The sequence below is a fragment of the Micromonospora sp. NPDC048887 genome (assembly GCF_040649715.1).
GTDB lineage: Bacteria > Actinomycetota > Actinomycetes > Mycobacteriales > Micromonosporaceae > Micromonospora.
In genome coordinates, this window is the sequence record NZ_JBEZGA010000006.1 from 78,341 (window position 1) to 103,175 (window position 24,835).

Consider the following 24,835-nt stretch of genomic DNA (forward strand, 5'->3'; position numbering starts at 1 on the left):
GGACGCTGAGATGTGCGGGATCAGCGGTGAGGCCAGATTCGACGGGGCCCTACCCGACGCCGCCGCGGTGAACCGGATGACCGCCGCCATGCGCTCACGCGGCCCGGACGGCGAGGGCGCGTGGAGTGACGGCTGGATCACCCTCGGGCACCGCCGGCTGACAGTGATCGACCTGTCCGAGGCCGGCGCCCAGCCGATGGTCCGCGACGACCTCGGCCTGGCCCTGGTCTTCAACGGCTGCGTCTACAACTATCCGGAGCTGCGCGACGAGCTGCGCGCGGCCGGGCACACGTTCCACAGCACCAGCGACACCGAGGTGATCCTGGTCGCGTACGCGCAGTGGGGGGAGCGGTTCGTCGACCACATGGTCGGCATGTTCGCGGTGGCGCTGGTCGACCGGCGGCGGCGCCGTCTCGTGCTGGCCCGCGACCGGCTCGGCATCAAACCCCTTTACCTCGCCGAGTCGCCCGGCCGGCTCCGGTTCGCCTCCACGCTCCCGGCGCTGCTGGCCGGCGGTGACATCGACACCGGCATCGACCCGGTCGCGCTGCACCACTACCTGTCCTGGCACTCGATCGTTCCGGCGCCGCGCACCATCTTGCGCGGCATCCGCAAGCTGCCCCCGGCCACCGTCCGGGTCGTCGAGGCCGACGGGCGCAGCCGCGAGCGCGTCTACTGGCGGCCCGCGTACCGGCGCGACCCGGCCCACGCCGGCATGGACGCCGCCGACTGGCGGGCCGCCGTCGGGGACGCGCTGCGCACCGCCGTACGCCGCCGGCTGGTCGCCGACGTGCCGGTCGGCGTGCTGCTCTCCGGCGGCCTCGACTCCAGCATGATCGTGGCGCTGCTCGACGACGCCGGACAGCACCACCTCCAGACGTTCAGCATCGGCTTCGACAGCCGCGGCGACGAGACCGGCGACGAGTTCCACTACTCCGACCTGGTCGCCCGCGCGTTCGGCACCGACCACCACCGCATCCGGCTCGCCGACGGCGACCTCGGCCCGGCCGTACGCGCCACCGTGGCGGCCATGACCGAGCCGATGGGCAGCCACGACGTGGTGGCGTTCCACCTGCTCTCCGAGCAGGTCGCCAAGCACGTGAAGGTGGCGCAGTCCGGCCAGGGCGCCGACGAGGTGTTCGCCGGCTACGGCTACCACCACCGGCTGGCCCGCTCGGCCCGCGAGGACGCGGCGGCCGGGTTCACCGCGGCGTTCTTCGACCGCGACCACGCGGAGCTGACCGAGGTGGTCGAACCGGCGTACGCCTGCGTCGGCGACGTCAGCGGCGAGCTGGTCGCCGCGGACCTGGCCGCGCCCGGCGCGCAGACCGCCGTGGACGCGGTACTGCGCCTGGACACGCACCTGATGCTGCCCGACGACCCGGTCAAGCGGGTGGACAGCATGAGCATGGCGTGGGGACTGGAGGTGCGCACGCCGTTCCTCGACCAGGATCTCGTCACGCTCGCCGCCGCGTGCCCGCCCGAGCACAAGCTGGCTCAGGGCGGCAAGGGCGTGCTCAAGGAGGTGGCCCGGGAGGTGCTTCCCGCCGAGGTCATCGACCGGCCGAAGGGCTACTTCCCGGTGCCGGCGCTGCGCAACGTCGACGGACCCGTGCGAGAGTTGGTGGTCGAGGCGCTGGGTGCGCCCGAGGCGCGCCGGCGCGGGCTGTTCCGCCGGGCGTACGTCGACGAGCTGCTGGCCGAGCCGGAGCGGGCCCAGGCCGCCGCGGGCAGCAACAAGCTGTGGCAGCTGGGTCTGCTGGAGCTGTGGTTGCAGACGCACGGTGTGAGCTGAGCTAAGCGGGAGGAGCACTGTGAAGTTCGTGATCGAGAGCGAGGCCGACGGCAGCGTGGGATTCACAGTGGTCGGCGGCGACGGCCAGGTGCTCGCCACCGGCGCGCCCTGCCCGGACAAGGGCTCGGCGCTCGCCGTCGTCGGTGAGCTGATGCACGGGCTGGGCGACGCCTGCGTGGAGGACCGCACCGAGGCCGGCGCCGGTCCGGTGGCCGGCACCCGGACCGAGATCGGCGACGACATGTCGGACATCGGCCGCTCGGGTATCCCGCCGGTCTGACGCGACACGTCCCGCCCGGCCCACGAGCCCGGGCGGGACGGTGCGCTCACTGTTCGTCGTCGAGCACGTCCGTGTGGCCGTCGCGGGTGACTGTGGGCGGCAGGTGCTCGTCCGGCTGGGGCGCCTCGGCCAGCGTGTGGTGCGGGTCGCCGTCGGGCGAGAACAGCACCCGATCGGTCTTGCTGGTCTTCTCCTGCTCCTCCTCCGGCTCCGTCACCGTGTTCTCCCTCCGCTCACCGGCGCCCCGAGCAGGCCGCCCCTCGTCCCACGCTATGTGCCGGCCGGGCACCGGGAGCACGTTTCCGCCCGACGGCCGCACTCACCTGCCTGGCTCGTCGCGGGGGCGGGACCCGGTACGCCGTCGTGACGCCTCGAAGCCCGGCACCCCCGGCTTCGCCAGCCCTGCCCGTCACCTCCTGTAGTCGTGGAGCTGCCCGCGACATGGCTCACCGCGCGCCCTTTGCTTTGCATCCATTGGCGCAGCTGTGACGCACGGCCATCGCCGCGTATGAGGCTGCAGAGCAAAGGGCGCGCAGGGATGTGGGTGCGGCAGGTGCCTGGCCGCGCATCGACGCTGGTCGGGAGCTTGTCATGCCCAAATCTGCCTATTCCGCCTGGCGGCGGGCCGTCACCCTCTGTGACTCACTGCCGGATCGAGGCGACGTGACGGTGCGTCACGTCCGACGCGGGCCAGCCACGAAACGCCGGCCGCCGGAGCTGGATCGCGTCGAACGGCGGGCGGATCAGGCGGCTCGCCAGTCGCGGACCAGAGCGGCCACTGTGGCGTACCGCGACGCCGGGTCAGGCCGGCTGGCCCGGTCGGCGACAGCGCGCTCGGCGGTGGTGCCCCGCCAGCCGGACGGACCGTCGAGCAGGTGGTGCAGCGTACGACCCAGCGCGTGGACCGTGGTGCGCTCGTCGATCACAGCGCCCCGGGTCAGTTCCTCCGGCGACAGATAACGACGGGAACCGGGCAGCCGGTCGGAGTCGAGCACGAACGGGCCCGGGCGGTACTCGTCCAGGTCGATCAGGCGCATCCGCCGGGCGTCGAAGTCGTAGAGGAAACAGCCGTCGTACAGGTCCACCGCCACGTACCCGGCCGCGCTCACGGCCAGGTGGGCGTCGAGGATGATGTCCAGCGCCGCGCGTACCTCGGCGACCGGCAGCCGCTGGAAGCGGACCAGCCCGCTCCGGTCGCTGCCGCCGCCGGTGGTGGCGTGGTTGAGCACGACGCCGTCGTGCCACGGGTAGACCAGCGTCGGGCCGTCCGTGCCGTCGCGTACCAGTTCGGGCCGGACCACTGCCGGGTGCCGGACCGCGGCGTGCAGGCCCAGGGCCCGGGTCAGCGACGCACGCGCGGCCGGTGTCCCGGCCCGCTTGACGAACCAGCGCCGGCCCGCCGACTCCACTCCGTAGGAGACGCATCCGGAGTCCTGGTCGCCGAAGACGGCGAACGCATGAGCCAGGTCCAGGTTCCACACCCGTCGAGGCTACGACGACGCCCGCCACGCCGGGTCACCGCGACTGCTCCACCACCTCGATCACGTCGGCGGGCGCGCGGCGCGGCGCCGGCGGCAGCTCCGCGTCCGGACCCCAGCCGACGCGCACCACCAGGTACGGGTCGCCGATGCCGGCCAGCAGGTCGCGCATCATCCGGCGCGGCCACGCCAGCTCCACGGCGTCGCTGAGCGGCGCGCTGGCCAGCCCTTCGGCGGTGGCGGTGAGCAGCAGCGCCGACAGCGCCTCGCCGCCGCGCAGCCACGCGGCCGGCTCGTCCGAGTCGCCGAAGAGGATCAGGTACGCGGCACCCCGATCGAAGTCCGCGCCCGCGCTGAGCCCGGCCGCCCCGCCGGGGGCGTAGTCGCGCAGCGGCACCCGTCGCGCGGACGGGCGCACGGCGGTGGCGGCGGGCACCCCGTCGCCGCTGCCCGCCGGGCGGTGGGTCCAGTCGTGCAGCTCCTGCCGGTACGCGGGGTCGGCCAGTTCCGCGTCCGCCGCGCGTCCGGTGGACACGGCGAGCATCGGCATCTGGTCCGGCCGCACCACGTGCAGGTGCGCGCCCTCGGCCTCGACGGCGTCCCCGAGCCGGGCCAGTACGGCCTCGGGCACCGGCCGGTCCCCGTACGCCCGGCGGTCGGTGCGGCGGCGCGGAATCGCCTCGACCAGGCGGCCCGCCGGCACGTCCAGGTCGGCCGGGCCGGTGGTGCGCAGCCGGGCCAGCAGCGACGGGTCGGCCGGGTCGGGCAGCCGCTCGACGGTGACCGCCCAGCCGACCGCCGTCAGCGACACACGCGCGTGGTGCAGGGCCGCACCGCAGCTCAGCATGAGCAGCCGCCCGTCCGGGTCGGTGTGGGCGAGCTGCCGGCCTGCCTCGGCGCGCAGCTCCAGCGTGTCGCCGGTGACCCGCCAGCGCCAGGGCTGGGTGTTGAACACCGACGGGGCGTGCAGGGACTGCCGGGCGGCCGCCTCCAGCACCCGTACCCTCGGATCCTGGTCGGTGCGGGTCGATGAGCTGTTCATGGCGGCCCTCCTGGTTGCTCGTCCCCTTCCGACCCTGCCCGCCGCCCTCGCGGGCGGACAGGGCCGGAGGTCCCGGCCGCACCGGGCCGTGCGCCCCCGGGCGTCAGGCGTCGTCCGGCTCCTGGGGTACGGCCAGGGCGATGGTGAGGTCGAGGACCGTGGCGGGATCGTGCAGCCGGTCGCCGAACAGCTCGCGCAGCTTGCCCATCCGGTAGCGGACGGTCTGCGGATGGACGAACAGGTCGGCGGCCACCTCGTCGCGGCGTCCCTGGTGCAGCAGCCACGAGCGCAGCGTCTCGGCCAGCCGCTGTGCGGTGGCCGGCGGCAGTGCGGCCAGCGGCGCGAGGGCCTGCGCGCGCAGGTCGGCGAGGGCCTCCGGGTCCATGCTCAGCAGCAGCGTGGACAGGTGGCGTTCGGTGTCGACAGGGCCCGCGTCCGGCTCGCCGAGGTCGAGCGCGAGCGCCCGGGTGGCCCGCTGGTACGACGCGGCGACCCGGTGCCAGGGCCGGGCCGGGCCGAGCACCGCCCGGTGCCCGTGCAGCAGCCGGGTGAGCTGGCGACGGCGGCCGCCGTGCATGTCCGGCACCAGCAGGACGGCCAGTTCCTCCACCGGGTCCATGCCGGGCAGGTCCTCGCCGCTCTCCAGCGTGTACGGGCTGAGCAGCGCCAGCACCGCGCGCAGGTGCCGGCGGGGGAGCAGCACCACCGTCAGCGTCTGCGGTGGCGGCCAGTCGGCGCGTTCGGCGCTGCGCCGCAGCGACTCCTCCGGCTCGCCGGCCAGCAACTGCTGGGTGAGCCGTTCCAGGTTGCGGCGGCGCATCCGGCCGGCGCTGGCCAGCTCGTCGGCGTGCCCGGCGACGCTCGCGGCGGACAGCTCGTCGATGTAGGCGAACATCAACTCGGCGAACTCGGCCACCGTCGCGGCGGCCAGCCCGCTGCGCACCGTCGTGGTGGACACCTCGCGCCAGGCCACCCGGGCACCGACCCGGTACGCGGCCAGCAGCGCGTCCATGCTGCGCCCCGAGCGGGCCTCGCCGCTGCCCAGCGCGTACGCGGCCTCCAGCGCCGGGGCCAGGGGGGTGCTCGGGTCGAACGCCTGGGTACCCTCGATGAGCTGGAGGAACGTCCCCAGCGCGATGCGTACCGCGTTTTCGATCTTCGCCCGCATGGCACCGGTGAGCGCACCGGAGTAGTCCGGCACCTCGGCGGTGATCGCGGAGACGGTCCGCTCGGCGACCATCGGCAGCCGGGCGCGCAGCGCCTCGGCCATCCCGGCGTCGAGGTTGAGGTGGGCGGCACGCTGCCCCGCACCGGCCTCCAACGTCATGTTTGTTCCCTCCGAACAAAAACCCGCGCGTATTTCACCTTTGCTGGTCAAGATGTTATGCGATCGGGCGGCCACGCTGGTCATATGACCACAACTGCCTCCCGCCGCCCTCAGAAGGTCACCTTCCGGGACAGGCTGCTGCGGCTGGCCGGAGCGGTCACCACACCGGTGCTGCCCGACGACTATCTCGACCTGATCGCGCCCCTGCGCGCCGGCGCCCCGTTGCGCGGCCGGATCGTCGCCGTCCGCCCGGAGACCCGGGACGCGGCCACCCTGGTGATCCAGCCCGGCCGCGCCTGGCAGGGCCACCAGCCCGGCCAGTACATCCGCCTCGGCGTGGACGTCGACGGGGTACGCCAGTGGCGCGCGTACTCGCTCACCTCGCCGCCGGACGCCGCCGACGGCCGGATCTCCGTCACCGTGAAGGCCATCCCCGACGGCAAGGTCAGCAACCACCTCGTACGCCGGCTCCGGCCCGGCACGATCGTGCACCTCGACCAGGCCCAGGGCGAGTTCGTGCTCCCCGCCGCGACGCCCGAGCGCGTCCTGTTCGTGACCGCCGGCAGCGGCATCACCCCGGTCATGGGGATGCTGCGCTCCGGGCTGGCCGAGCGGGCCGACGTGGTGCTCGTGCACTCCGCGCCCACCCGCGACGACGTCATCTTCGGCGCGGAGCTGCGGGCGCTCGCCGAACGCGGCGCGCTGCGGCTGATCGAGCGGCACACCGACACCGACGGCCTGCTCGACGTCGCGGAACTGGCCGCCCTGGTGCCCGACCACCTCGACCGGGAGGCGTGGGCCTGCGGACCCATCGGCATGCTCGACGCGGTTGAGGGGTACTGGTCCTCGAACGGCCTCGTCGAGCGGTTGCACACCGAGCGGTTCCGCCCGACCGTGATCACGCCGGGCGATGGAGGAACCGTGACCTTCACCGGGGCGGGTGTGACAGTCGAGTCCGACGGGTCCACCACCCTGCTCGACGCGGGGGAGAACGCCGGAGTGCTGATGCCTTCCGGGTGCCGGATGGGCATCTGCTTCGGCTGCGTCGTACCGCTGCGCCAGGGCGCTGTCCGCGACCTGCGCAACGGCGACATCACCACTGCCGTACCGGGGGACGGCGTGCTCGTACAGACGTGCGTGTCGGCCGCCGCCGGTACCTGCGACATCGATATCTGACAGGAGCCACCCACGTGACCGTCATCCAGAAGAAGGCCGTCAACCCGATCGCCCATCTGAGCGCCGAGGACATCGAGATCATCGGCAAGGAACTGGACGCGATCCGGGACCGGGTACTCGCCGACCGGGGGGAGCGGGACGCCCGCTACATCCGCAAGGTGGTCAAGACCCAGCGGACACTGGAGATGAGTAGCCGGGCGGTGCTGCTGTTCTCGCTGTTCCCGCCGGCGTGGGTCGTCGGCACGGCCGGCCTCACCGTCGCCAAGATCCTGGAGAACATGGAGATCGGGCACAACGTCCTGCACGGCCAGTGGGACTGGATGCGCGACCCGAAGATCCACTCCACCACCTGGGAGTGGGACCACGTCTCCCCGGCCGACCAGTGGAAGCAGTCGCACAACGAGCTGCACCACCGCTACACGAACGTCGTCGGTAAGGACAACGACCTCGGCTACGGCATCATGCGCGTCGACGAGGACCAGCCGTGGCACCCCATGCACCTCGGCCAGCCGCTGTGGAACCTGCTCAACGCCGCGTTCTTCGAGTACGGCATCGCCGCGTACGACATGGAGCTGGGCGACCACCTCAAGCAGCGCAGGCTCAAGGACCCGAAGTTCCGGGCCAAGGCCCGGGCGGTCGGCCGCAAGATCCGCCGCCAGGTGCTCAAGGACTACGTGGTGCACCCGCTGCTGTCCGGCCCGTCGTTCCTGACCACGCTCGCCGCCACGTTCACCGCGAACCTGCTGCGCAACGTGTGGAGCCACTCGGTGATCATGTGCGGGCACTTCCCCAACGGCGTGGAGACGTTCGAGAAGACCTCCATCGACGGCGAGACCCGCGGCGAGTGGTACCTGCGGCAGATGCTCGGCTCGGCAAACATCAGCGGCAGCCGGCTGCTGCACATCATGACCGGCAACCTGTCGTACCAGATCGAGCACCACCTCTTCCCCGACCTGCCCAGCAACCGCTACCAGGAGATCGCCCCGCAGGTGCGGGCGCTGTTCGACAGGTACGGCCTGCACTACACCACCGGTCCGCTGCCCAAGCAGGTCGCCTCCGCCTGGTGGAAGGTCATCCGCCTGTCGCTGCCCAACCGCAAGGACAGCCGCCAGCCGGTCACCCCGGCCGCGCTGGCCTCCTCCGGCACGGCCTGACCCGCCCGGTCGGTGCACGGCCGGTGAACTTCCACCGGCCGGCACCTGACCATCGCCTGCACAGTCGGCATCCGCCCAGCTCAAGGCGGGTTTCGCGGCCGTCGCTACGGTTCCGCGCCGCCGTACACTCGCGCCCGTCAGGGCGTACGGGTGAAGGGTGCGAGATGCGGCGCGTGGTCATGCTCGTCGACAACGCGGTCGACTGTGACTCGCGGGTGCAGAAGGCGGCCCGCTCGGCCGCCGACGCCGGCTGGGACGTCACGCTGATCGGCTGCGCCCACGTCGACGCCGAACGCCGCTGGCGGATCGGCCAGGCCGAGGTGCGCGTCCTGCCGCTGTCCAGTGCTCGCGCCCTCCCGCCCGTCACCGCACCGGCCGTCGTCTCTCATCCGGGCGGCGGTGTCTCCGCCGTCTCCGGTCCCGGGGTCGGCAGCGTTTCCGCTTCGGGCCGGGACGCAGGTCCGCGCGACGGTTCCGGGCTGCGCGGCGGGTCCGGGTTGCGCGCTCGGCTCGTGGCCCGGGGCGGGCTGCCGCTGCGCGCGGCGCGGCTGGCCCGCCGTCCGGTGGAGCACGCCCAGGTCCGCTACTGGCGGGCCCGGCTGCGCGACGGGGCGTGGCGGCGGCTGGAACCGGGGCTCTGGGACTACGAGCGGGCCGCCGGTCCCGTCGTCGACGAGCTGCGCCCCGACCTGATCCACGCGCACGACTTCCGGATGCTCGGCGTGGCCGCCCGCGCCGTGGAGCGTGCCCGGGCCGCCGGGCGGGACACCAAGCTGGTCTGGGACGCGCACGAGTGGCTGCCCGGCGCGCGGCCGCGTCGCGACAACGCCCGCTGGCTGCCCGCGCACCTCGGCTACGTCCGCGAGTACGTCGGCGCCGCCGACGCGGTCGTCACCGTCTCCGACACGCTCGCCGACCTGCTGGTACGCGACCACGCCCTGCCGGAGCGCCCGACAGTGGTCCTCAACGCCCCGGTCACCGCCACACCCGACGCGGACGCCCCCGACCTGCGGGAGCGCTGCGGTCTGCCCCCGGACACGCCGCTGCTCGTCTACAGCGGGGCGATGGCCGCCCAGCGCGGCGTGGACACGGTGGTCGAGGCGTTGCCGCTGCTGCCCGGCGTGCACCTGGCGCTCGTCGTCGCCGACCCGGCCGCCCCCTACGTCCGCCAGGTCGTCGCCCGCGCCGCCCGGCTCGGTGTGGGTGACCGGGTGCACGTGCTGCCGTACGTGCCGCACCGGCAGCTCGTCGCGTTCCTCGCCACCGCCGACGTCGGCCTGATCCCGCTGCACCACTGGCCCAACCACGAGATCGCGCTGATCACCAAGTTCTTCGAGTACGCGCACGCGCGGCTGCCGATAGTGGTCAGCGACGTCCGCACCATGGCCGAGACGGTCCGCGCCACCGGCCAGGGCGAGGTGTTCCGCGCCCGCGACGCCGCCGACCTGGCCCGGGCGGTGCGAGCGGTGCTCGCCGACCCGGCCCGCTACCGCGCCGCCTACGAGGGCGAGGACTCCCCGCTGCCGGGGTGGACGTGGGAGGCGCAGGCCGAACGCCTGGACACGCTCTACCGCCGCCTGCTCACCCCCAACCGCTGACGCCCGCACGTGGGCGCGGGAAAGGGCTGGGCGGGAGTGTGCGGACCGGGCTACCGTCGAGGTATGCAGAGCAGGCGCACCTTCACCGCCGCGGCCGCGCGAGCTTCCCGCTCGCCGGTTGCCGCCGCCTGACCTGCCCCACACCCACGCCGGCGACCGGAAACGGTCCGCCGGCGTCGTCGTGTCGACGTCAACGCGCGCGGCGGGCCGTCCGGTCACCCGTACCCGGAAGGCACCCGCCATGACACCAGACGACATCACCAGGACGTTCCTCGACCACTACCACAGGCACGGCCACCGCGACGCGCCGGAGAGTTCGCTCATCCCGCCGCCCGGCGACCCGGTGCTGTTCACCACGTCCGGCATGCACCCGCTCACGCCGTACCTGCTGGGGCGCCCGCACCCGGGCGGACGGCGACTGGCGAACGTGCAGCGGTGCCTGCGCACGACGGACCTGGACGAGGTAGGCGACGACACGCACCTGACCGTGTTCCAGATGCTCGGCTCCTGGTCGCTCGGCGACTACGACATCGCGACCAGCCTGCGCTGGGGCTTCGAGCTGCTCACCGACGGGTTCGGCATCCCGGCGGGGCGGCTGCACGCGACGGTGTTCGGCGGCGACGACCGGCTCGGGCCGGACGACACCGCGCGCGACACCTGGACCGCGCTCGGCGTGCCGGTGGAGGCGCTGGGCGAGGACAACTGGTGGTCCAACGGCCCGACCGGCCCCTGCGGACCGGACTCGGAGATCTTCGTGTGGACAGGCGACGGCCCGCCCACCGGCACACCCAGCACCGACGCACGCTGGGTGGAGGTGTGGAACCACGTGCAGATGCGCTACCACAGGCACCCCGACGGGCGGCTCACGCCGCTGCCGCATTCCAGCATCGACACCGGCATGGGTTTGGAACGGCTGGAGATGGTGCTGCGCGGCGACCGGTCCGTGTTCACCGGCGACGGCCTGCGCCAATGGGTGGACGAGGTGGCGGAGCGGTGGGACCTGCGCGGCGAGGACCTGCGCGTGGTCTCCGACCACCTGCGGTCCGCCGTGGTCGTGCTCGGTGACGGGGTACGCCCCGGCAACACCGGTCGCGGGTACGTGCTGCGGCGGCTGCTGCGCCGCGCGCTCACAGTGCTGTGGCGCGACGACCCGGCGCGCAGCCTGGACGAGCTGCCGCCCGAGCTGTACGCGGACACGCTGCACCGCTTCCGCCAGCTGCCCGATCGGAGCACGCGGCCGGTCGACGTCGGCTCGCCGCACGCGACGCTCGTGGACGAGGAACGCCGCTTCCGGGGGCTGCTGCGACGCGGACGGCCGCTCGTCGACCGGGTACGGGCGCGCGGGCCGCTGTCCGAGCGCGACTACCACTGGCTGCACGACACCCACGGACTGCCCCGCGACCTGGTCGACGGCCTGCTCGCCGACGCGAGCTGAGCGGCGGCCGGGTGAGCGGCGGCGGCGCAGCGGTGGCCGCCCGGCCGGGGCGGTGCCAGACTCGGAGGCGGACGCCACGCGAGGGAAGCGGACGCCGCCGCGAGGAGAGGGCAGCCGATGACCGAGGTACGGCCGGACGAGGAGACGGTGCCGCTGCTCGGCGCCGAGGTGCGCATCGCCGGCGCGGCCGGGCTGCTCGCCGCCGCCGTCGACGGGCCGGTGGAGTTGCTGGTCGACGGCGACTTCCCGGCCCCGGTGCGGGAGATGCGCTGCACCGTGCGCGCCGACGCCGCAGATGGGCAGCCGGTGCACCGCTTCGAGGCGTACCTGCGGGTGGAGAACACACCGGCGGACCTGCTCGCCCTCGGTCTGGCCGGGCCGGTCGGCGTGCTGCTCGCCGAGCGGCTGGCCGCGCGCGGCGGCGACGGCCCGGCCGCCGCGGTGGGCCGGATCGCCGCGGAGGCCGGTCGGCGGATCTGGCCGCGACCGGTCGCCACGCTCGCCGCGCCGCCGGGCGACGAGGCCGGCCGGGAGGTGCTGCGCACGGCCCGGGAAGCCGGGCTGCGGCCCCGCGTCGACCAGGCCAACGGCACGGTACGCATCCGCGCCGACGTACCAAGCGCCGAGGTGGGACCGGCGCACCTGCATGCCGTGCTGGGCCTGCTGCTCCAGGCCGTACGCGAGTTGTCCGGCGACAGCGACGAGCCGACGGTGCTGCGCGGACGGACGTACCTCGTGGGGCGGCGACCGGTGACGGCGGCCGGGCCGCGCAGCGCGGCGGTGACCCTCGACCAGGTCGGCGGGCTGTCCGACGTGGTCGCGCGGTTCCGCGAGGTGGCGGTGTCGTTCCGGCACCCGGCGGCGATGGCCCGCTGGGGCGCGCGCCGGCCACAGGGCATCCTGATGTACGGGCCGCCCGGCACCGGCAAGACCATGCTGGCCCGGGCCCTCGCCAACGAGGTCGGCGCGGACTTCGTGGAGATCCGTACCCCGGAGATCCTGGACAAGTACCTCGGCGGCTCGGAACGCAACATCAAGCGCATCTTCCGGGAGGCACGCCGCTACCGGCGGCCCACAGTGATGCTGTTCGACGAGTTCGACTCGATCATCAGCTACGCCGGCGCGGGCGGCGACGCGGCCAGCCAGGCGGTCAACGCGGTAGCGGGCATCTTCAAGCAGGAGATGAACACGCTGTTCGAGGAGAACCCCGACGTCATCGTGGTCGCCACCACCAACTTCCCGCAGCGCGTGGACGCGTCGCTGATCCGCTCCGGCCGCTTCGACCTGAAGATCGCCATTCCGGCGCCGGACGAGAACGGACGCGCCGAGATCCTCACCAAGATGGTCCGCGAGCTGATCGAGCGGCACGAACGGCCGGGCTTCAAAATGTTCGCCGACGACCTCGACCCGGCCGCCCTGGCGGCCGACACGGCCGGTCTGACCGGCGCGGACCTGCGGGAGGCACTGCGCCGGGTGCAACTCGCCAAGGCACTGCGGGAGGCGGCGGAGGGTGCGCCGCCGGCTCCGATCGGTCAGGATGACCTGCGGGAGGCCGTTGCCGGGTTGCGCCGCGGCTGACCGGAAGGAGTCCACATTGTCCTCGTCCGATCTGCTGCTGTCCCGCCGTGACCTCGCGTTCCTGCTGCACGACTGGCTTGACGTGACCCGGCTGACCGAGCGCCCCCGCTACGCCGAGCACACCCGGGAGACCGTCGACGAGGTGCTGGACCTCGCCGCGCGGGTCGCCGCCGAACGCTTCGCCCCGCACAACCGGGCCGCCGACACCGGCGAACCCACGTTCGACGGGCAGCGGGTGCGGACCATCCCGCAGGTCAAGGCCGCCCTGGCGGCGTTCGCCGAGACCGGGCTGCTCGCCGCCACCATGGACGAGTCGGTGGGCGGCCTGCAACTGCCGCACGCGGTGGCCGCCGCCGCGTTCGCCTGGTTCCAGGCCGCGAACGTGGGCACGTCGGCGTACCCGATGCTCACCCTCGGCAACGCCAACCTGCTGCTCGCCCACGGCAGCACCGAGCAGATCGACACCTGGGTCCGTCCGATGGTCGAGGGCCGGTTCTTCGGCACCATGTGCCTGTCCGAGCCGCAGGCCGGCAGCTCCCTGACCGACCTCACCACGCGGGCCGAGCCGCAGGACGACGGCACCTACCGGGTCGTCGGCACCAAGATGTGGATCTCCGGCGGCGACCACGAGCTGGCCGAGAACATCGTCCACCTGGTGCTGGCCCGCATCCCCGGAGCGCCGCCCGGCGTGAAGGGCCTGTCCCTGTTCATCGTGCCGAAGGTGCTGCTCGACGACGACGGCAACCTCGGGCCGCGCAACGACGTGGTGCTGGTCGGCCTCAACCACAAGCTCGGCTACCGGGGCACCACAAACACGCTGCTGAACTTCGGCGAGGGCGTGCACCGCCCGTACGGGCGCGCCGGGGCGGTCGGCTACCTGGTCGGCAAGCCGCACCAGGGGCTCGCGGTGATGTTCCACATGATGAACGAGGCGCGCATCGGCATCGGGGCCGGCGCCACCGCGCTCGGCTACACCGCGTACCTGAAGTCCGTCGCGTACGCCCGGCAGCGCCCGCAGGGCCGCCCGGTCGCCGACAAGGACCCCACCACGCCGCAGGTGCCGATCGTCGCCCACCCCGACGTACGCCGGATGCTGCTGGCGCAGAAGAGCTACGTGGAGGGCGCGCTCGCGCTGGTGCTCTACTGCGGACGGCTGCTCGACGAGCAGAAGACCGCGCCCGCCGAGGCCGACCGCGAGCGGGCACAACTGCTGCTGGACCTGCTCACCCCGATCACGAAGAGCTGGCCGGCGCAGTGGTGCCTGGCCGCAAACGACCTGGCCATCCAGGTGCACGGCGGGTACGGCTACACCCGCGACTACGACGTCGAACAGCACTGGCGCGACAACCGGCTCAACGCCATCCACGAGGGCACCCACGGCATCCAGGCGTTGGACCTGCTCGGCCGCAAGGTCACCATGCGCGACGGCGCCGCGCTGGAACTGCTGCTGGAGACGATCCGCGGCACCGTCACCCGGGCCTGGAAGGCGGAGGGGTTCGCCTCGGAGCTGGCCGGTCAGCTCGCCGTCGCGGTGGACCGGATCGCCGTGGTGACGCGGCGGCTGTGGGCGCCGGGCGATCCGGAGCTGGCGCTGGCGAACGCCTCGGTGTACCTGGAGGCGGTCGGGCACGTGGTGATCGCGTGGATGTGGCTGGAGCAGGTGCTGGCGGTGGAGGCGCTGGGATCGCCGGACGGGGCCGAGGGGGAGTTCCTGGCGGGGAAGAGGCAGGCGGCGCGGTACTTCTACAGGTGGGAGTTGCCGAAGGTGGGGGCGCAGTTCGACCTGCTGGAGGGGCTGGACCGGACGACGCTGGAAATGCGCGAAAGCTGGTTCTGAGCGGGAACCGTCTTTCTCACCCGCTGACCCTACCGGCGCTGACCTCGGAACAGCCTCCGTCTACATCGTGCGGCTCTTGCGGCCGAGGCGATGCGGTGAATGTGCGGTGTGCCGAGCCGCGATCCTCCATGAGGTAGCCGCCGAGGAGCTCGCTGGCGCGGCGTGATCGTATCGCTGTACTGGCTTGAGAGAATCCGCGACGGTTGGTGCGGCTTGTCGGCGGCTTGAGAGGCTGCAGTGGCTGAAATTGACCGCGCGAGCCGTGCATACGAAAGTCCGCATGATTGAGTTCGTAGACGATGGTCGCCGTGAGTCAGGCCGGGGCTGATCGTGCAAGTGCTTCTTGCCGCGCTACTGTCTGACTGTGGACGACACGCTTCTGTGGAACAGCGCCAACGTAGGGAATTCGATCCATGCAGATGAGGGCCCAGGCTTTCCTGCTGTTCTGCAGGGCTGGCGTCTCAGTCGCGAGTGGGAAGCTCACCTGCGGGTGTTCTGTGGGGATTGGTTATCTTTGTCGCCCCACCACTCGGACGACCCTTATCCAGCCACCATGAATGGCTGCGCCAACCAACGCTTCCTGATCAGGTGGCGCAGCATCGGGGGCGTGCCGGTCCGTTTTGGGTGCGGAACTGTCACGGGCTCTGCCAGCGTCATTGTCGAGAACGAGCTGCCAGCGCCGGCGGTGCGCGGCTGGGCCGAACTTCACGGCTGCGGATGGCCGCTATGGCGGTACGTCGAGCAGGAGGACGGCAGCAACCTCGGCGACATTGCCGTGGCGGTGCAGTATTGGATAGCTTCGGCCTGATTCGCTGGTGCAGCTCAAGGCTCCTCTGCGGTAGCGTGCGCCTATGCCTCTCGTGAAGTCAGTCGTCGGTGCCTCAGACGCGTGGATTACTCCCGGGCTGGTGGCGTCTGTATCTGCCCTTTTCTTCACGATCGGATCATTTTGGTGGATTCAGGTTCGCCGTGGCCGGTTGCACAGCTATCCGCCGCAGGTCTACGCAGCCGCCTTTGGGCCACACAAGATCATGATAGTTCTGCCCTTGGTGATTCATAATCCGGCACCAGCGCCATTGGCGGTGGTTGGGCTTCGATTGCGGGTCGACTTACCCGACGCTAAGCGCCGGGATGCTGCAGCATCGGTCGATGCTGTCGCTCTACCAAAGATCATGCCGTGGATTGCCTGTCGGGACGATGTTTATTCCGATTCGCGGACATACAACGCACCATTCGCAGTGGGCGGTCGAGGGATGGTGGAGAAGTTCGTCGAGTTTCAGTGGGACGGTCCACCCACGACGCTCGCGGACGGCCCCTACGTCGTAACCGTTGAGGTTCGGGCTGCTCCGCGCCGATGGTGGCAGAAAGACAGGTGGCGCCAGCTTCTTCAATTCGACCTGAACACTCATCTATCCACCGAATCCCGGGCGTCGTTTCTAACGCGCACCAACGATCTTGAGTTCACCGGTCCGGCAACTCGTGTATGGGAAGGCCAGTAGCGGCAGCGCTTAGCATTAGCATCGATCACTTCGATAGGAGACTCGTGAGTATCCAGCAGGATCGGCGAGAACTGGAGCGCAAGCAGAAGGCGCAGTCGGACTGTGCGAGCAGGGCTGCGGACCTGCGCAGCAAGGAGGCCCGCAAGCGCGTCGACGCGGCCAAAGCCGATCAAGCAGTCAGCCGCACTCGTAACCCTTCCCAAGCTCAAAGCAAAAGACGCGAAGCCAGCCGGGCCTTAGAAGTTGCCAACAAGTACGGTCGAGAAGCATCTGCGCTAGAGGCCAAAGCTGCTGGGTTCGGCTCCGATGCAGCGAAGCTGCAAACCAAGATTGCGAAAGCGGAAGCAACTGAACGCCAACGAGCCGTCCGTCAGCAGGCCCTCGCTCAGCGAGCAGCGCAGGCCCAGCAACGCCAGCTTGCCCAGCAGGTCGCATCCTCGCAGGAGAGAATAACCATGTCGGAGCAGGTGTTGCGGGCACTCAGCGCCCCGAAAGCCGAAAAGCTTCGTATTCTCATGTTGGGCGCGTCCTCGGAGGGAGACCTCCGCGTCACACGAGAGCACACCAGAATCCGTCGAGCAGTTGAGGCTGCGCTGCACTGTGATCAAGTAGAGATCGACGTGCGCCTTTCAGCCACTACGCAGGACTTGCAGGATGGAATCGCCAAATTCCGCCCTCATATCGTCCACTTCTCCGGGCATGGCAGTGAGCGGCTGATCTCCTTTGAGGAAGATGTAGATCACTTCCACGTCGGCGTCGTGGTGACTGCAAGCGCCTTCGCCTCAGCTTGCCGAGCGACCGACTCCCCGCCGACCCTGATCGTCTTCAACGCCTGCAAGTCCGCTGGAACGGCCGACGCGCTCGTCGAGCGCTTCGCACCCCTGGCGATCGGTATGACAGACAGCATCGAGGACGGCGACGCCCTTAACTACGCTGCAGCCCTCTACTCTTCGGTTGCTAACGGGCATTCAGTCAACTCCGCCCATCTCGCAGGGAGGGCCTCCATCGAACTGTCAGGTGGGGAGCACGAATTACCCTATCTTGCGGCGGCTCGGGGTGTCGACCCAACAACCGTTATCCTGGTGAAACAGCCACCTGGGTAGGGCACCACAAGATTAGATTGCAGTCTCATTGGCAGACGTGAAAGCCAGCGGGATCCAGCGTCTATGTCAGGGGAGGCGGACTAAGCCACGCCATCGGTGCGCCGTTGAGGGCGGCGTCGGCGAGGCGGTGAGCGGACGCTGTTTTGAGCGCCGCCCGCGAGCTGTCGATCCAGCGCTGAACGTCTGCGGCTCCCTGGTGCCGGTATTCGACCGCTTGGACGAGGCACTCCAACTTGTCCGCGTCGCGGGCCACAATGGCTTCCAAGGTCTCGCCGGCCTCGTACTCGGCGACGGCAGCGTTGATCACATCGGCAACGGCGGGTGGGCAATCGGCTACCTGGTCGGCGGTGACGGCGGTGTTGGGTGCGGCTGTGAGATAGCGCTTGGCGATGTGCGGGATGTCGGTTATCCGGGTTTCCTGCGTGTCGTGCAGAACGCACAACATCGAGACCCGAGCCGGGTCGGCACCCTCCATGGCCGCGAGCATCATGCCGATGAGCGCCGTGCGGAACGAGTGCTCGGCGATCGACTCGGGGTGCTTCACGCCGGCGAACCACCAGCCGGTACGGGCGGCGCGCTTGAGCACGCCGGCCTCGAAGATGAAGCTCATGGCTCCTGCGGCGTCCTGGTCCTCGCTCATCTGCCCGTCCCTGTACCGGTGACTCCGTCAGCACGGAGGCTGTAGAGGATAGACGTTAGTTCTTGTCGTGACTGCGTGGATAGCTGGTCACTGTCGAGCAGCGTGGCGCACCGGTCGGCCAGTGCCTGCCCGGTCGCGAGGTCATCGCGGGTGAGGCCGCGCCTCGCCATGAGCAGAGCCCAGAGGTTGTGCACGTTGAGGTCGACAAACGGATGGCCGATAGCAAGGCGCTCGACCAGGTGCCGGAACAGCATGACTCCTCGCCAATCACCGAGAGCAGTCGGCATGAACGAGTCGTCGCGATGCCGGTACGGGATCTCACCGACCCAGTAGGCGGAGTAGTTGAGCGCGGCACGCTGGCACGCATCGTCCGGGTGAGCGTGGGTGATGAAGTCTCTCAGCGGTTCCGGATCTCCCTGGTTGGCCAGGGAGGTCACCATCGAACGCATGTCGGGCCACAGCGGTGACCAGGTGTGGAAGCGGGTGAACTGACGAGCCGCCCGGGTGGTGCCTTGGGCGAGCCATGACGCGGACGCGCCTGTGGGATCCATGCCGGCAAGGAAGCAGGCTTGCCGGTGCAGCAGAACATCTGGCTCGCGTTCGGACGCCGAACGTTCGGCGAGCATGCGGAGGCGCGCGAAGAAGGCCCGCCGCTCGTCGGCGGACAAGATCGGGGCAGCAGCCACAGGGCCGCGTCGCCGGTGGGGTGTGGGGATACTCCGGAGGAACGTCGGCGTCTGTCCGAGAACGCTCCAGAGGATTAGGTCGGTCAGGCGGTGCGTCAGCACCGACCAGCCGAGGGGTTGTTCGACAATGGGAGAGCGGCCCGCCTCATCCCGTAGGAGCGCCGCAAGGATGAGGTCTGCCTCGGCGGCATCGTCGAGAGCGGCCAGCAGCTTCGTGTCTGCTCCGAGCCGTCCGAGCCGCTGGCGAATCGCAACGGCCTGACCGAATGGCACGGCGGTGAACGGTCTGCGCCCCGACTCCCAGCTCTGAACGGTTACCCGGTCCACGTCCAGATGCGCGGCGAGTTGTTCTTGGGTGAGCGGCACGGATTCCCGAACGAGCTTCAGGAGATAGCCCGTCACCTCGCCTCGATGCGGCGTGGAACTGCGGTGACCTGCCAACTGACATCCCTACGTTGACCGGTGGTCGACGTTTCGCCGGACGCGGACCGCGAGGTGGCGTTCCTGGTCGGCTCACTCGTACCGCTGGTGAGTCCAGTGATCGACGCCGTGATCGTAGCGTCGCAGTTACCGAACGTTCCAGATCCGGTCCGCGATTCGCGACCGGTCGAATTCCGCTGCCCTGCGGAGGAAACGGCGATGCGGGAGAGGACACCACCGTGGAGACGAGTCACCTACGACCAGTACGTGATCGCTGCTGCTTTGACGCTCGCACGTCGGCATCGCCCCAAGTGGTCGTGGCGGAAGTGGCGGTGGGTGTGCCGGTGTGGTGCGGACCTGCCGTGCCGGAACCGCCACCGCGTACCGATCAATCGCGGTCACTGGCCGCCGCAGGAGGATCAGTGAGCACTGCGGAACGGGCGATCCTGGCTGTGCACGTACGGGGTTTGGACGGCATGTGCGTGGGTTGCCGGCTGTGGTGGGCGCGGCTGACTCCGTACCCCTGCTGGCAGGTCGCGTGGGCGACCAGCCGGCAGGCGCGCGCGAGCGTCGCCCGCTTCCTGGGGGTGCGCGGGTGAGCACCCACGGGCCGGTGCCGCCGGTCTGGACGTGTGGCGGGTGCGGTGCGCCGTGGCCGTGCGCGACGCGGCGGCGGGAGCTGCTTGCGGAGTACGAGGGCGCGCCGGTGTCGCTGGCGGTGTACCTGGGGGCGCAGCTCGTGCGGGCGACGGCGGATCTGAGCTGGGCGCCGGCCGGGACGTTGCACCGGCGGTTCCTGGGGTGGCTGCGGTGAGCGTGTTGCGGGCCGGGGACGAGAAGTTCCACTACAGCGACGGGTACGCACTCGACGGATCGTGTGATCCCGGCCGATCGTGCGGCGAATGCGAGACTGAGCGGGTGACTCACCCGCTCGCGCGCCGCGTCTATGACACCTGCCATCTCACCGGCCGGTTCCATCTGCGATCCGGGCAGGTCAGCGACGAGTACTTCGACAAGTACCTGTTCGAGGGGAAGCCCGAGCTGCTGCGCGAGGTCGCCGAGGCGATGGTCGCTCTGCTGCCGGAGTGCGACGTGTTGGCGGGGATGGAGATGGGTGGCATTCCGATCGCCACGGTGATGTCACAGCTGACCGGGCTGCCCACGGTCTTCGTGCGGAAGCAGGCGAAGGAGTACGGCACCGCGAAGGTGGCCGAGGGCGGGCCCGTGAGCGGTCTGCGGGTCGTGGTGATCGAGGACGTCGTGACCACCGGCGGCGCGCTCCTGGCCTCGTGCGGACACCTGCGGTCGGTCGGCGCGCAGGTGGAGACGGTGGTCTGCGCCATCGACCGCGAGCAGGGCGGCCGGGAGAACCTGGCGGCCGAGGGACTGCACCTCCGCGCTGCCCTCACCCGCCGGGATCTGGAAGCCGCACTGACGGCGTAAGGCTAGGGCTGCGCCGGGCCGCTGCTGACGTTGTACGAGTTCTTGGCGGCGACCACTGCTGCCTGGATGTGCTCGGGGTCGACGCCGTGGACGTTGAGCGGCGGGTGTAGACGCCGGACGAGTTCGGCCTCGATGTCCGCCGGCTCGGGGTCCTCCGCCCAGGTCAGGCGCAGGTGCGTGTGCATCCACGCGGTCAGCCGCGTCTCGTCCTCGGGGACCAGGACGACGCGGTCGGTCCAGGTCGTCCGGTAGCCCTCGGACACGAGGAGCCCGGCCAGCGTGCGGCGCAGCGTCGAGCTGCCCGACCGTCGCAGATGGTTGCGCAGGATCCGGCCCCGCAGGCTGGTTGCCCGGCCGAGATAGAGCAACCGCCGCGACGGGTCGCTGTCGTTCGGTGGCCCGGGGAGGTCGGGAAGGACCGAGGGCGGGGCCCACCAGGCGTAGACGCCGCTGCCACGGGCGAGGCGCTTGACGGCGACGTCGAGCGCGACCGGCGGGCCGGAGAGCAACCGCAGGGCCTCGTCGACCCGTTCTTCGTCGGTCGGGACGTCGGCGGATCGCCGTTCGGGGAAGGTCACCGGGACCATCCTAGGCGGTTGGCGGGTTCCCTTGACTCTCGACCCGGTCGAGGGCCGACCCTTCCCGGGTGACGTCTGAGAAGCACGACCGACGATCAGTCCCACTCGCGATCGACCTGGAGACGCTGCGGCCGGTGCTGCGCGCCGGCTGGGGAGCGGACACCTGCGACCCGCACGACGTGCAGGATTGGCACGCCGGCAACCCAGCCCGTGGTCAATGCGGGGTGACCGCACTGATCATTCAGGACCTGCTCGGCGGAGAGCTGATCCTCGGCGAGGTCCACGCCGGGGACGCCAGGGTCGGCTACCACTACTGGAATCGACTGGCCGACGGCCGCGAGGTGGACCTGACTGCTGACCAGTTCCAGCCGTCGGAAGTCGTTGTCGGCGGTCAGGCTCAGCAGCGCCCGCCGGGACCACCCGTCCGGTGCCGCCGACAGTACGAGATCCTGCGGGACCGCGTCCTCGTCGCCCTCTACGGCGGCAATCCGGGTTGACGGTCGCGACGGCGGGTTGCCTGAACTCGTCCGGCTGGCGCCATCTTCATAGACTCCCGCCTGTGCGAGTTCGTCTGGTGATCGCCGGGGTGATTGTCGTGCTGGCCGTGGTCGCGGCGACGGTGGCCGGGGTGCGCTGGTCGACGGCCGGTGAACCGGTCTCCGTCGCGGCGCCGTCCGGGGCGTCCACCGTGCTGCCGGAAGGCGCGTACGAGGACGTCGTCGACAACCGGGCGCTCGAGGTCTCCGTCGACCTGAGCAACGACCGCGGCCGGCCGATGGTCGACACGTACGCCATGCCGTCCACGACCGCCTGGGAGCAGGTCCGGTCCGCCGTCGCCGGGCAGCTCGACGGATGGGAACAGGTCGGGGACTGCGCCGACACGGGGGAGCGGCGGGTGCAGTGCTCCTGGTCGGAGCCGACCCGCTGGTGGCCCCGCACGGTGCGGATCGTCTTCCTCCGGCCCGCCCCGCCCGGTGGCGACCAGTCCTACGAGTGGCCCGACAACACCTTCCTGGTGGTCGGCTCCGCACCCGGCGCCTCTCCTACGCCACGGACGTCCGCCCTTCGGTGACGCCCGGATGAGCTTGGTGGCGGCGTTCGTACCGATCTGGATCCTCACCGCGATCGGCTACGCGGCCTGTCGCTGGGGCCTGCTGGGCGAGGCGGCTGCCTCCGTGCTCGGCCGGTTCGTGTTCCACCTCGCGATGCCGTCCGCCCTGTTCCTGGCCCTGTCCCGGATGCCGCTGTCCGGGTTCGCCGGCCGCTCGCTGCTCGCCTTCGGGGTGAGCACCGCCGCGGTGATCGGGGCCGGGTGGGCCGGCGCGAGCCGGCTGTTCGGTCACGAGCCCGGCGAACGGCTGATCTGGGGCATGGCCGCCGGGTACGTGAACTCGGCGAACCTCGGCATCCCGATCGCGACGCAGGTTCTCGGCAGCGTGTCTTTCCTGGCCGAGGTGGTGCTGCTCCAGGTGCTGGTGGTGACGCCGGTGATCCTGGTCGCGCTGGACCGGCACCGCGACCCCGCCGGGCGGGTGCGGGTGCGCCGGATCGCCTCCCTGCCCGTACGCAATCCGGTGATCCTGGCGTCGCTGCTCGGTGTCGCATGCTCGGCTGCGGGCGTGCGCCTGCCGTCGGCGGCCGCCGCGCCGCTGACCCTGCTGGCGGGCGCCACGGCCCCGGCGGCGCTGGTCGCGCTCGGCGCGTCGCTGCACCGCACCGCGTCGTCACTGGCCGAACCGGCCGAGCCCGCCGCGCTCGCCGTGATCACCGCGCTGAAGCTGGTCGTACAACCGGTCATCGCGTACGCGGCCGGGCTGGCCCTGCACCTGCCCGCGCCGCAGTTGCTCGCCGTGGTGGTGTGCGCGGGCCTGCCGACGGCGCAGAACACGTTCATCTTCGCCCAGGAGTACGGCACCGGCGAGACGGTGGCCAACCGGGCGGTGGTGGTGACCACGACGCTGTCACTGGCCACAGTGGCCGCGGCGGCCATGCTGCTCGGGTAGCTGCCGCTACGCGGGGAAGTGCCTCCAGTTTCCCTCGGAGACCACCTCGACGGTGCCGTCGGCCACCGTGATGGCCGTCTGGTCGTCGATCGCGTACGCCGGACCGGCGATCTCGGCCGCCCATCTCCCGGCGGCGGCCATGGTGTTATACGGTTCGAGGCCCAGGTGCGGGAAGATCGAGAAGTCGACGAGCCCCAGGGCGCGGTCGTCGGGTGCGGACTGCCACTCGACGAACTCCGTGCCGACCCGTGGGGTGAGCACCATGCTGCCGGCACTCAATCCCACCCAGACGGTGTCCCGCAGCGACGGCAGGAGGGCCGCCAGGCCGGACTGCCGCATCCAGTGGCACAGGTACGTCGCGTCGCCGCCGTGCACGAGGATGGCGTCTGCCTCCCGGACCCAGGGGACCCATCGCTCCTCGCCGATGCTGGGCAGCGCCGTCAGTTCGAGGACGCCCAGCGACTTCCAGCCGAGACCGGTCATGGGCAGCGGCGTCTGGCCGGTGATGAAACGCCAGGCCGAAGCCGGACCGCCCATCGGGTAGGCCGCCGTGGGGATGCAGAGTGCGTTGGACTCGGCTATCGGCTTGCCCAGCAGGCCGACCAGCGCATCGTGGATGCTCGGGTTCTGGACACCCGCGGATGTGAGTAATAGCTTCACGCCTGCCTCCTGTGCGTGGCGGTCATGCGGACGCCGTATCGAAACTCGTCGCCGATCCGAGCGGGTGCCGGTGCGAACGACGAGGACGTGGCGTCACTCGCGGATGTCCATCGCGGAAACCAGCCCGTTGTCGAGGCGGTAGACGTGCGTGACGGTGTGATCCGCGAGCTTCGCTCCGGCCTTGTCGTGGACGACTTGATGAACGGTGACGGCGATGCGACCGTCGGCCTCTGTGCGGAACGCGGTCGGCGTGACGACGGGTTCGAGCTGGTCCCACTGCCGTCGCCAGTAGGCGCCCACCTGGCCCCGGCCGCGAAGGACGCCTCCTTCCCAGCCGTTCGGCCACGAGACGTCAGGCGACATCGCGGCCAGCAGCGCAGGGATGTCACGCTCGTTGAACGCCGCGTACAGGTTCGTGAGCAGGGCCTCGGGAGAAAGGCGCCTCGGCGGATCCATCGAATCAGTATGGCCCTGGGGATGACACCTCATGGTGACCTCTTCGCGAGGAACTCCTTGACTCTCGACCCGGTCGAGGGATGACCCTTCCCGAGTGACGTCTGAAGAGCGCGACCACCGATCAGTCCCTCTCGCGATCGACCTGGAGATGCTGCGTCCGGCGCTGCGCGCCGGCTGGGGAGCGGACACCTGCGACCCGCACGATGTGCGGGATTGGCACGCCGGCAACGCAGCCCGTGGTCAGTGCGGGGTGACCGCGTTGATCGTTCAGGACCTGCTCGGCGGAGAGCTGATCCTCGGTGAGGTCTTCGCCGGAGACGCCAAGGTCGGCCACCACTACTGGAATCGACTGGCCGACGGCCGTGAGGTGGACCTGACTGCTGACCAGTTCCAGCCGTCGGAGATCGTCGTCGGCGGTCAGGTGCAGCACCGCCCTCCCGGCCCACCCGGGCGTTGCCGCCGGCAGTACGAGATCCTGCGGCACCGCGTCCTCGTGGCCCTCTACGGCGACGGATCGGTGAACTGATCCTGGTGGGCTGGTGTCGGTTCCGCGCCGGCTTTCGTGAACCCGCCCCGGCGAGGCGTCGGCGAGGACGGTGGGCCGTCCGCGAGGCTGTGGGCGTGAAGTACGTGTCCAGAGTGCCGCG

The 24,835-nt window shown here is 71.0% G+C and carries 27 protein-coding genes; 18 read left to right on the forward strand and 9 right to left on the reverse strand.

From position 1 onward, the window contains the following. Positions 1-10: 10 nt before the first annotated feature. Positions 11-1,795: an N-acetylglutaminylglutamine amidotransferase gene (locus AB0C17_RS12175; protein WP_357384977.1), complete on the forward strand. Its 1,785-nt coding sequence runs from the start codon at positions 11-13 to the stop codon at positions 1,793-1,795. Positions 1,796-1,814: 19 nt separating this feature from the next. Beyond that, positions 1,815-2,075 (forward strand): hypothetical protein, encoded by a 261-nt coding sequence (locus AB0C17_RS12180; protein ID WP_013285859.1) that lies wholly within the window; start codon positions 1,815-1,817, stop codon positions 2,073-2,075. A 46-nt stretch (positions 2,076-2,121) separates the two neighbouring features. On the opposite strand, the gene AB0C17_RS12185 is transcribed toward AB0C17_RS12180, so the two are convergent. From AB0C17_RS12185 to AB0C17_RS12200, 4 genes are all read right to left on the reverse strand, one after another. Continuing rightward, complete coding sequence (locus tag AB0C17_RS12185) at positions 2,122-2,292, reverse strand: hypothetical protein (protein ID WP_357384937.1); 171 nt, start codon at positions 2,290-2,292, stop codon at positions 2,122-2,124. 526 nt (positions 2,293-2,818) lie between these two features. Next, positions 2,819-3,556 carry a serine/threonine protein kinase gene (locus tag AB0C17_RS12190; RefSeq protein ID WP_357384939.1) on the reverse strand — a complete coding sequence of 246 codons (738 nt, stop codon included), beginning with the start codon at positions 3,554-3,556 and terminating at the stop codon, positions 2,819-2,821. Positions 3,557-3,590: 34 nt separating this feature from the next. After that, complete coding sequence (locus tag AB0C17_RS12195) at positions 3,591-4,595, reverse strand: nitroreductase (protein WP_357478295.1); 1,005 nt, start codon at positions 4,593-4,595, stop codon at positions 3,591-3,593. 103 nt (positions 4,596-4,698) lie between these two features. Continuing rightward, positions 4,699-5,922: a helix-turn-helix domain-containing protein gene (locus AB0C17_RS12200; protein ID WP_357478297.1), complete on the reverse strand. Its 1,224-nt coding sequence runs from the start codon at positions 5,920-5,922 to the stop codon at positions 4,699-4,701. Positions 5,923-6,006: 84 nt separating this feature from the next. Between AB0C17_RS12200 and AB0C17_RS12205 the strand changes: the two genes are divergently transcribed. The 9 genes from AB0C17_RS12205 to AB0C17_RS12245 all read left to right on the forward strand — a co-directional run bounded on the left by AB0C17_RS12205 (position 6,007) and on the right by AB0C17_RS12245 (position 17,302). Beyond that, on the forward strand, positions 6,007-7,098 hold the full coding sequence (locus AB0C17_RS12205; RefSeq protein ID WP_357478298.1) for a ferredoxin reductase: 1,092 nt from the start codon (positions 6,007-6,009) through the stop codon (positions 7,096-7,098). A gap of 14 nt (positions 7,099-7,112) precedes the next feature. Then, positions 7,113-8,252 carry an acyl-CoA desaturase gene (locus AB0C17_RS12210; RefSeq protein WP_357478299.1) on the forward strand — a complete coding sequence of 380 codons (1,140 nt, stop codon included), beginning with the start codon at positions 7,113-7,115 and terminating at the stop codon, positions 8,250-8,252. Between the two features lie 164 nt (positions 8,253-8,416). After that, positions 8,417-9,850, forward strand: a complete 1,434-nt coding sequence (locus AB0C17_RS12215; RefSeq protein ID WP_357478301.1) for a glycosyltransferase family 4 protein — start codon at positions 8,417-8,419, stop codon at positions 9,848-9,850. A 241-nt stretch (positions 9,851-10,091) separates the two neighbouring features. After that, the gene (locus AB0C17_RS12220) at positions 10,092-11,285 is read left to right on the forward strand and encodes an alanine--tRNA ligase-related protein (RefSeq protein ID WP_357478304.1); all 1,194 of its coding nucleotides are present in this window, start codon (positions 10,092-10,094) and stop codon (positions 11,283-11,285) included. 117 nt (positions 11,286-11,402) lie between these two features. Next, positions 11,403-12,863 (forward strand): ATP-binding protein, encoded by a 1,461-nt coding sequence (locus AB0C17_RS12225; RefSeq protein WP_357478307.1) that lies wholly within the window; start codon positions 11,403-11,405, stop codon positions 12,861-12,863. Between the two features lie 16 nt (positions 12,864-12,879). Continuing rightward, entirely contained in the window at positions 12,880-14,700 is a 1,821-nt protein-coding gene (locus tag AB0C17_RS12230; RefSeq protein WP_357478310.1) for an acyl-CoA dehydrogenase, read from the forward strand. A 364-nt stretch (positions 14,701-15,064) separates the two neighbouring features. After that, positions 15,065-15,508, forward strand: a complete 444-nt coding sequence (locus AB0C17_RS12235) for a hypothetical protein (RefSeq protein ID WP_357478312.1) — start codon at positions 15,065-15,067, stop codon at positions 15,506-15,508. 43 nt (positions 15,509-15,551) lie between these two features. After that, a complete protein-coding gene (locus tag AB0C17_RS12240; protein WP_357478315.1) occupies positions 15,552-16,199 on the forward strand; it encodes a hypothetical protein in 648 nt (215 codons plus the stop codon). Positions 16,200-16,243: 44 nt separating this feature from the next. Further along, entirely contained in the window at positions 16,244-17,302 is a 1,059-nt protein-coding gene (locus AB0C17_RS12245) for a hypothetical protein (protein WP_357478318.1), read from the forward strand. 61 nt (positions 17,303-17,363) lie between these two features. Here AB0C17_RS12245 and AB0C17_RS12250 read toward each other — a convergent pair whose 3' ends face one another. Further along, entirely contained in the window at positions 17,364-17,942 is a 579-nt protein-coding gene (locus tag AB0C17_RS12250; protein WP_357478321.1) for an HD domain-containing protein, read from the reverse strand. Then, complete coding sequence (locus tag AB0C17_RS12255) at positions 17,939-19,069, reverse strand: helix-turn-helix transcriptional regulator (RefSeq protein WP_357478324.1); 1,131 nt, start codon at positions 19,067-19,069, stop codon at positions 17,939-17,941. The genes AB0C17_RS12250 and AB0C17_RS12255 overlap by 4 nt, the downstream gene beginning before the upstream one ends. Before the next feature lie 218 nt (positions 19,070-19,287). Between AB0C17_RS12255 and AB0C17_RS12260 the strand changes: the two genes are divergently transcribed. From AB0C17_RS12260 to pyrE, 3 genes are all read left to right on the forward strand, one after another. Beyond that, positions 19,288-19,647: a hypothetical protein gene (locus AB0C17_RS12260; protein ID WP_357478326.1), complete on the forward strand. Its 360-nt coding sequence runs from the start codon at positions 19,288-19,290 to the stop codon at positions 19,645-19,647. After that, the gene (locus tag AB0C17_RS12265) at positions 19,644-19,862 is read left to right on the forward strand and encodes a hypothetical protein (RefSeq protein ID WP_357478329.1); all 219 of its coding nucleotides are present in this window, start codon (positions 19,644-19,646) and stop codon (positions 19,860-19,862) included. Before AB0C17_RS12260 ends, AB0C17_RS12265 begins: the two co-directional genes overlap by 4 nt. 104 nt (positions 19,863-19,966) lie before the next feature. Continuing rightward, a complete protein-coding gene (gene pyrE / locus AB0C17_RS12270; protein WP_043324701.1) occupies positions 19,967-20,491 on the forward strand; it encodes an orotate phosphoribosyltransferase in 525 nt (174 codons plus the stop codon). Positions 20,492-20,493: 2 nt separating this feature from the next. Here pyrE and AB0C17_RS12275 read toward each other — a convergent pair whose 3' ends face one another. Next, positions 20,494-21,078: a GIY-YIG nuclease family protein gene (locus AB0C17_RS12275; protein ID WP_357390616.1), complete on the reverse strand. Its 585-nt coding sequence runs from the start codon at positions 21,076-21,078 to the stop codon at positions 20,494-20,496. 125 nt (positions 21,079-21,203) lie between these two features. On the opposite strand from AB0C17_RS12275, the gene AB0C17_RS12280 reads away from it, so the two are divergent. The 3 genes from AB0C17_RS12280 to AB0C17_RS12290 all read left to right on the forward strand — a co-directional run bounded on the left by AB0C17_RS12280 (position 21,204) and on the right by AB0C17_RS12290 (position 23,072). Next, positions 21,204-21,566, forward strand: a complete 363-nt coding sequence (locus tag AB0C17_RS12280; RefSeq protein WP_357478331.1) for a hypothetical protein — start codon at positions 21,204-21,206, stop codon at positions 21,564-21,566. Positions 21,567-21,628: 62 nt separating this feature from the next. Then, a complete protein-coding gene (locus tag AB0C17_RS12285) occupies positions 21,629-22,141 on the forward strand; it encodes a hypothetical protein (RefSeq protein WP_140946045.1) in 513 nt (170 codons plus the stop codon). A gap of 7 nt (positions 22,142-22,148) precedes the next feature. Then, positions 22,149-23,072 (forward strand): AEC family transporter, encoded by a 924-nt coding sequence (locus AB0C17_RS12290; RefSeq protein ID WP_357478334.1) that lies wholly within the window; start codon positions 22,149-22,151, stop codon positions 23,070-23,072. 6 nt (positions 23,073-23,078) lie between these two features. On the opposite strand, the gene AB0C17_RS12295 is transcribed toward AB0C17_RS12290, so the two are convergent. Both AB0C17_RS12295 and AB0C17_RS12300 read right to left on the reverse strand, forming a co-directional pair. After that, positions 23,079-23,732 (reverse strand): Type 1 glutamine amidotransferase-like domain-containing protein, encoded by a 654-nt coding sequence (locus AB0C17_RS12295; RefSeq protein ID WP_357478337.1) that lies wholly within the window; start codon positions 23,730-23,732, stop codon positions 23,079-23,081. A gap of 93 nt (positions 23,733-23,825) precedes the next feature. Next, a complete protein-coding gene (locus AB0C17_RS12300) occupies positions 23,826-24,188 on the reverse strand; it encodes a nuclear transport factor 2 family protein (protein WP_357390608.1) in 363 nt (120 codons plus the stop codon). A 94-nt stretch (positions 24,189-24,282) separates the two neighbouring features. Between AB0C17_RS12300 and AB0C17_RS12305 the strand changes: the two genes are divergently transcribed. Further along, positions 24,283-24,714 (forward strand): hypothetical protein, encoded by a 432-nt coding sequence (locus tag AB0C17_RS12305; protein WP_357478340.1) that lies wholly within the window; start codon positions 24,283-24,285, stop codon positions 24,712-24,714. Positions 24,715-24,835: the final 121 nt, after the last annotated feature.

Coding starts and splice junctions, on each gene's coding strand:
- AB0C17_RS12175 (WP_357384977.1), top strand. CDS start 11: ATGTGCGGGATCAGCGGTGAGGCCAGATTCGACGGGGCCCTACCCGAC.
- AB0C17_RS12195 (WP_357478295.1), bottom strand. CDS start 4,595: ATGAACAGCTCATCGACCCGCACCGACCAGGATCCGAGGGTACGGGTG.
- AB0C17_RS12200 (WP_357478297.1), bottom strand. CDS start 5,922: ATGACGTTGGAGGCCGGTGCGGGGCAGCGTGCCGCCCACCTCAACCTC.
- AB0C17_RS12205 (WP_357478298.1), top strand. CDS start 6,007: ATGACCACAACTGCCTCCCGCCGCCCTCAGAAGGTCACCTTCCGGGAC.
- AB0C17_RS12215 (WP_357478301.1), top strand. CDS start 8,417: ATGCGGCGCGTGGTCATGCTCGTCGACAACGCGGTCGACTGTGACTCG.
- AB0C17_RS12220 (WP_357478304.1), top strand. CDS start 10,092: ATGACACCAGACGACATCACCAGGACGTTCCTCGACCACTACCACAGG.
- AB0C17_RS12225 (WP_357478307.1), top strand. CDS start 11,403: ATGACCGAGGTACGGCCGGACGAGGAGACGGTGCCGCTGCTCGGCGCC.
- AB0C17_RS12240 (WP_357478315.1), top strand. CDS start 15,552: ATGCCTCTCGTGAAGTCAGTCGTCGGTGCCTCAGACGCGTGGATTACT.
- AB0C17_RS12250 (WP_357478321.1), bottom strand. CDS start 17,942: ATGAGCGAGGACCAGGACGCCGCAGGAGCCATGAGCTTCATCTTCGAG.
- AB0C17_RS12275 (WP_357390616.1), bottom strand. CDS start 21,078: ATGGTCCCGGTGACCTTCCCCGAACGGCGATCCGCCGACGTCCCGACC.
- AB0C17_RS12290 (WP_357478334.1), top strand. CDS start 22,149: ATGAGCTTGGTGGCGGCGTTCGTACCGATCTGGATCCTCACCGCGATC.
- AB0C17_RS12300 (WP_357390608.1), bottom strand. CDS start 24,188: ATGGATCCGCCGAGGCGCCTTTCTCCCGAGGCCCTGCTCACGAACCTG.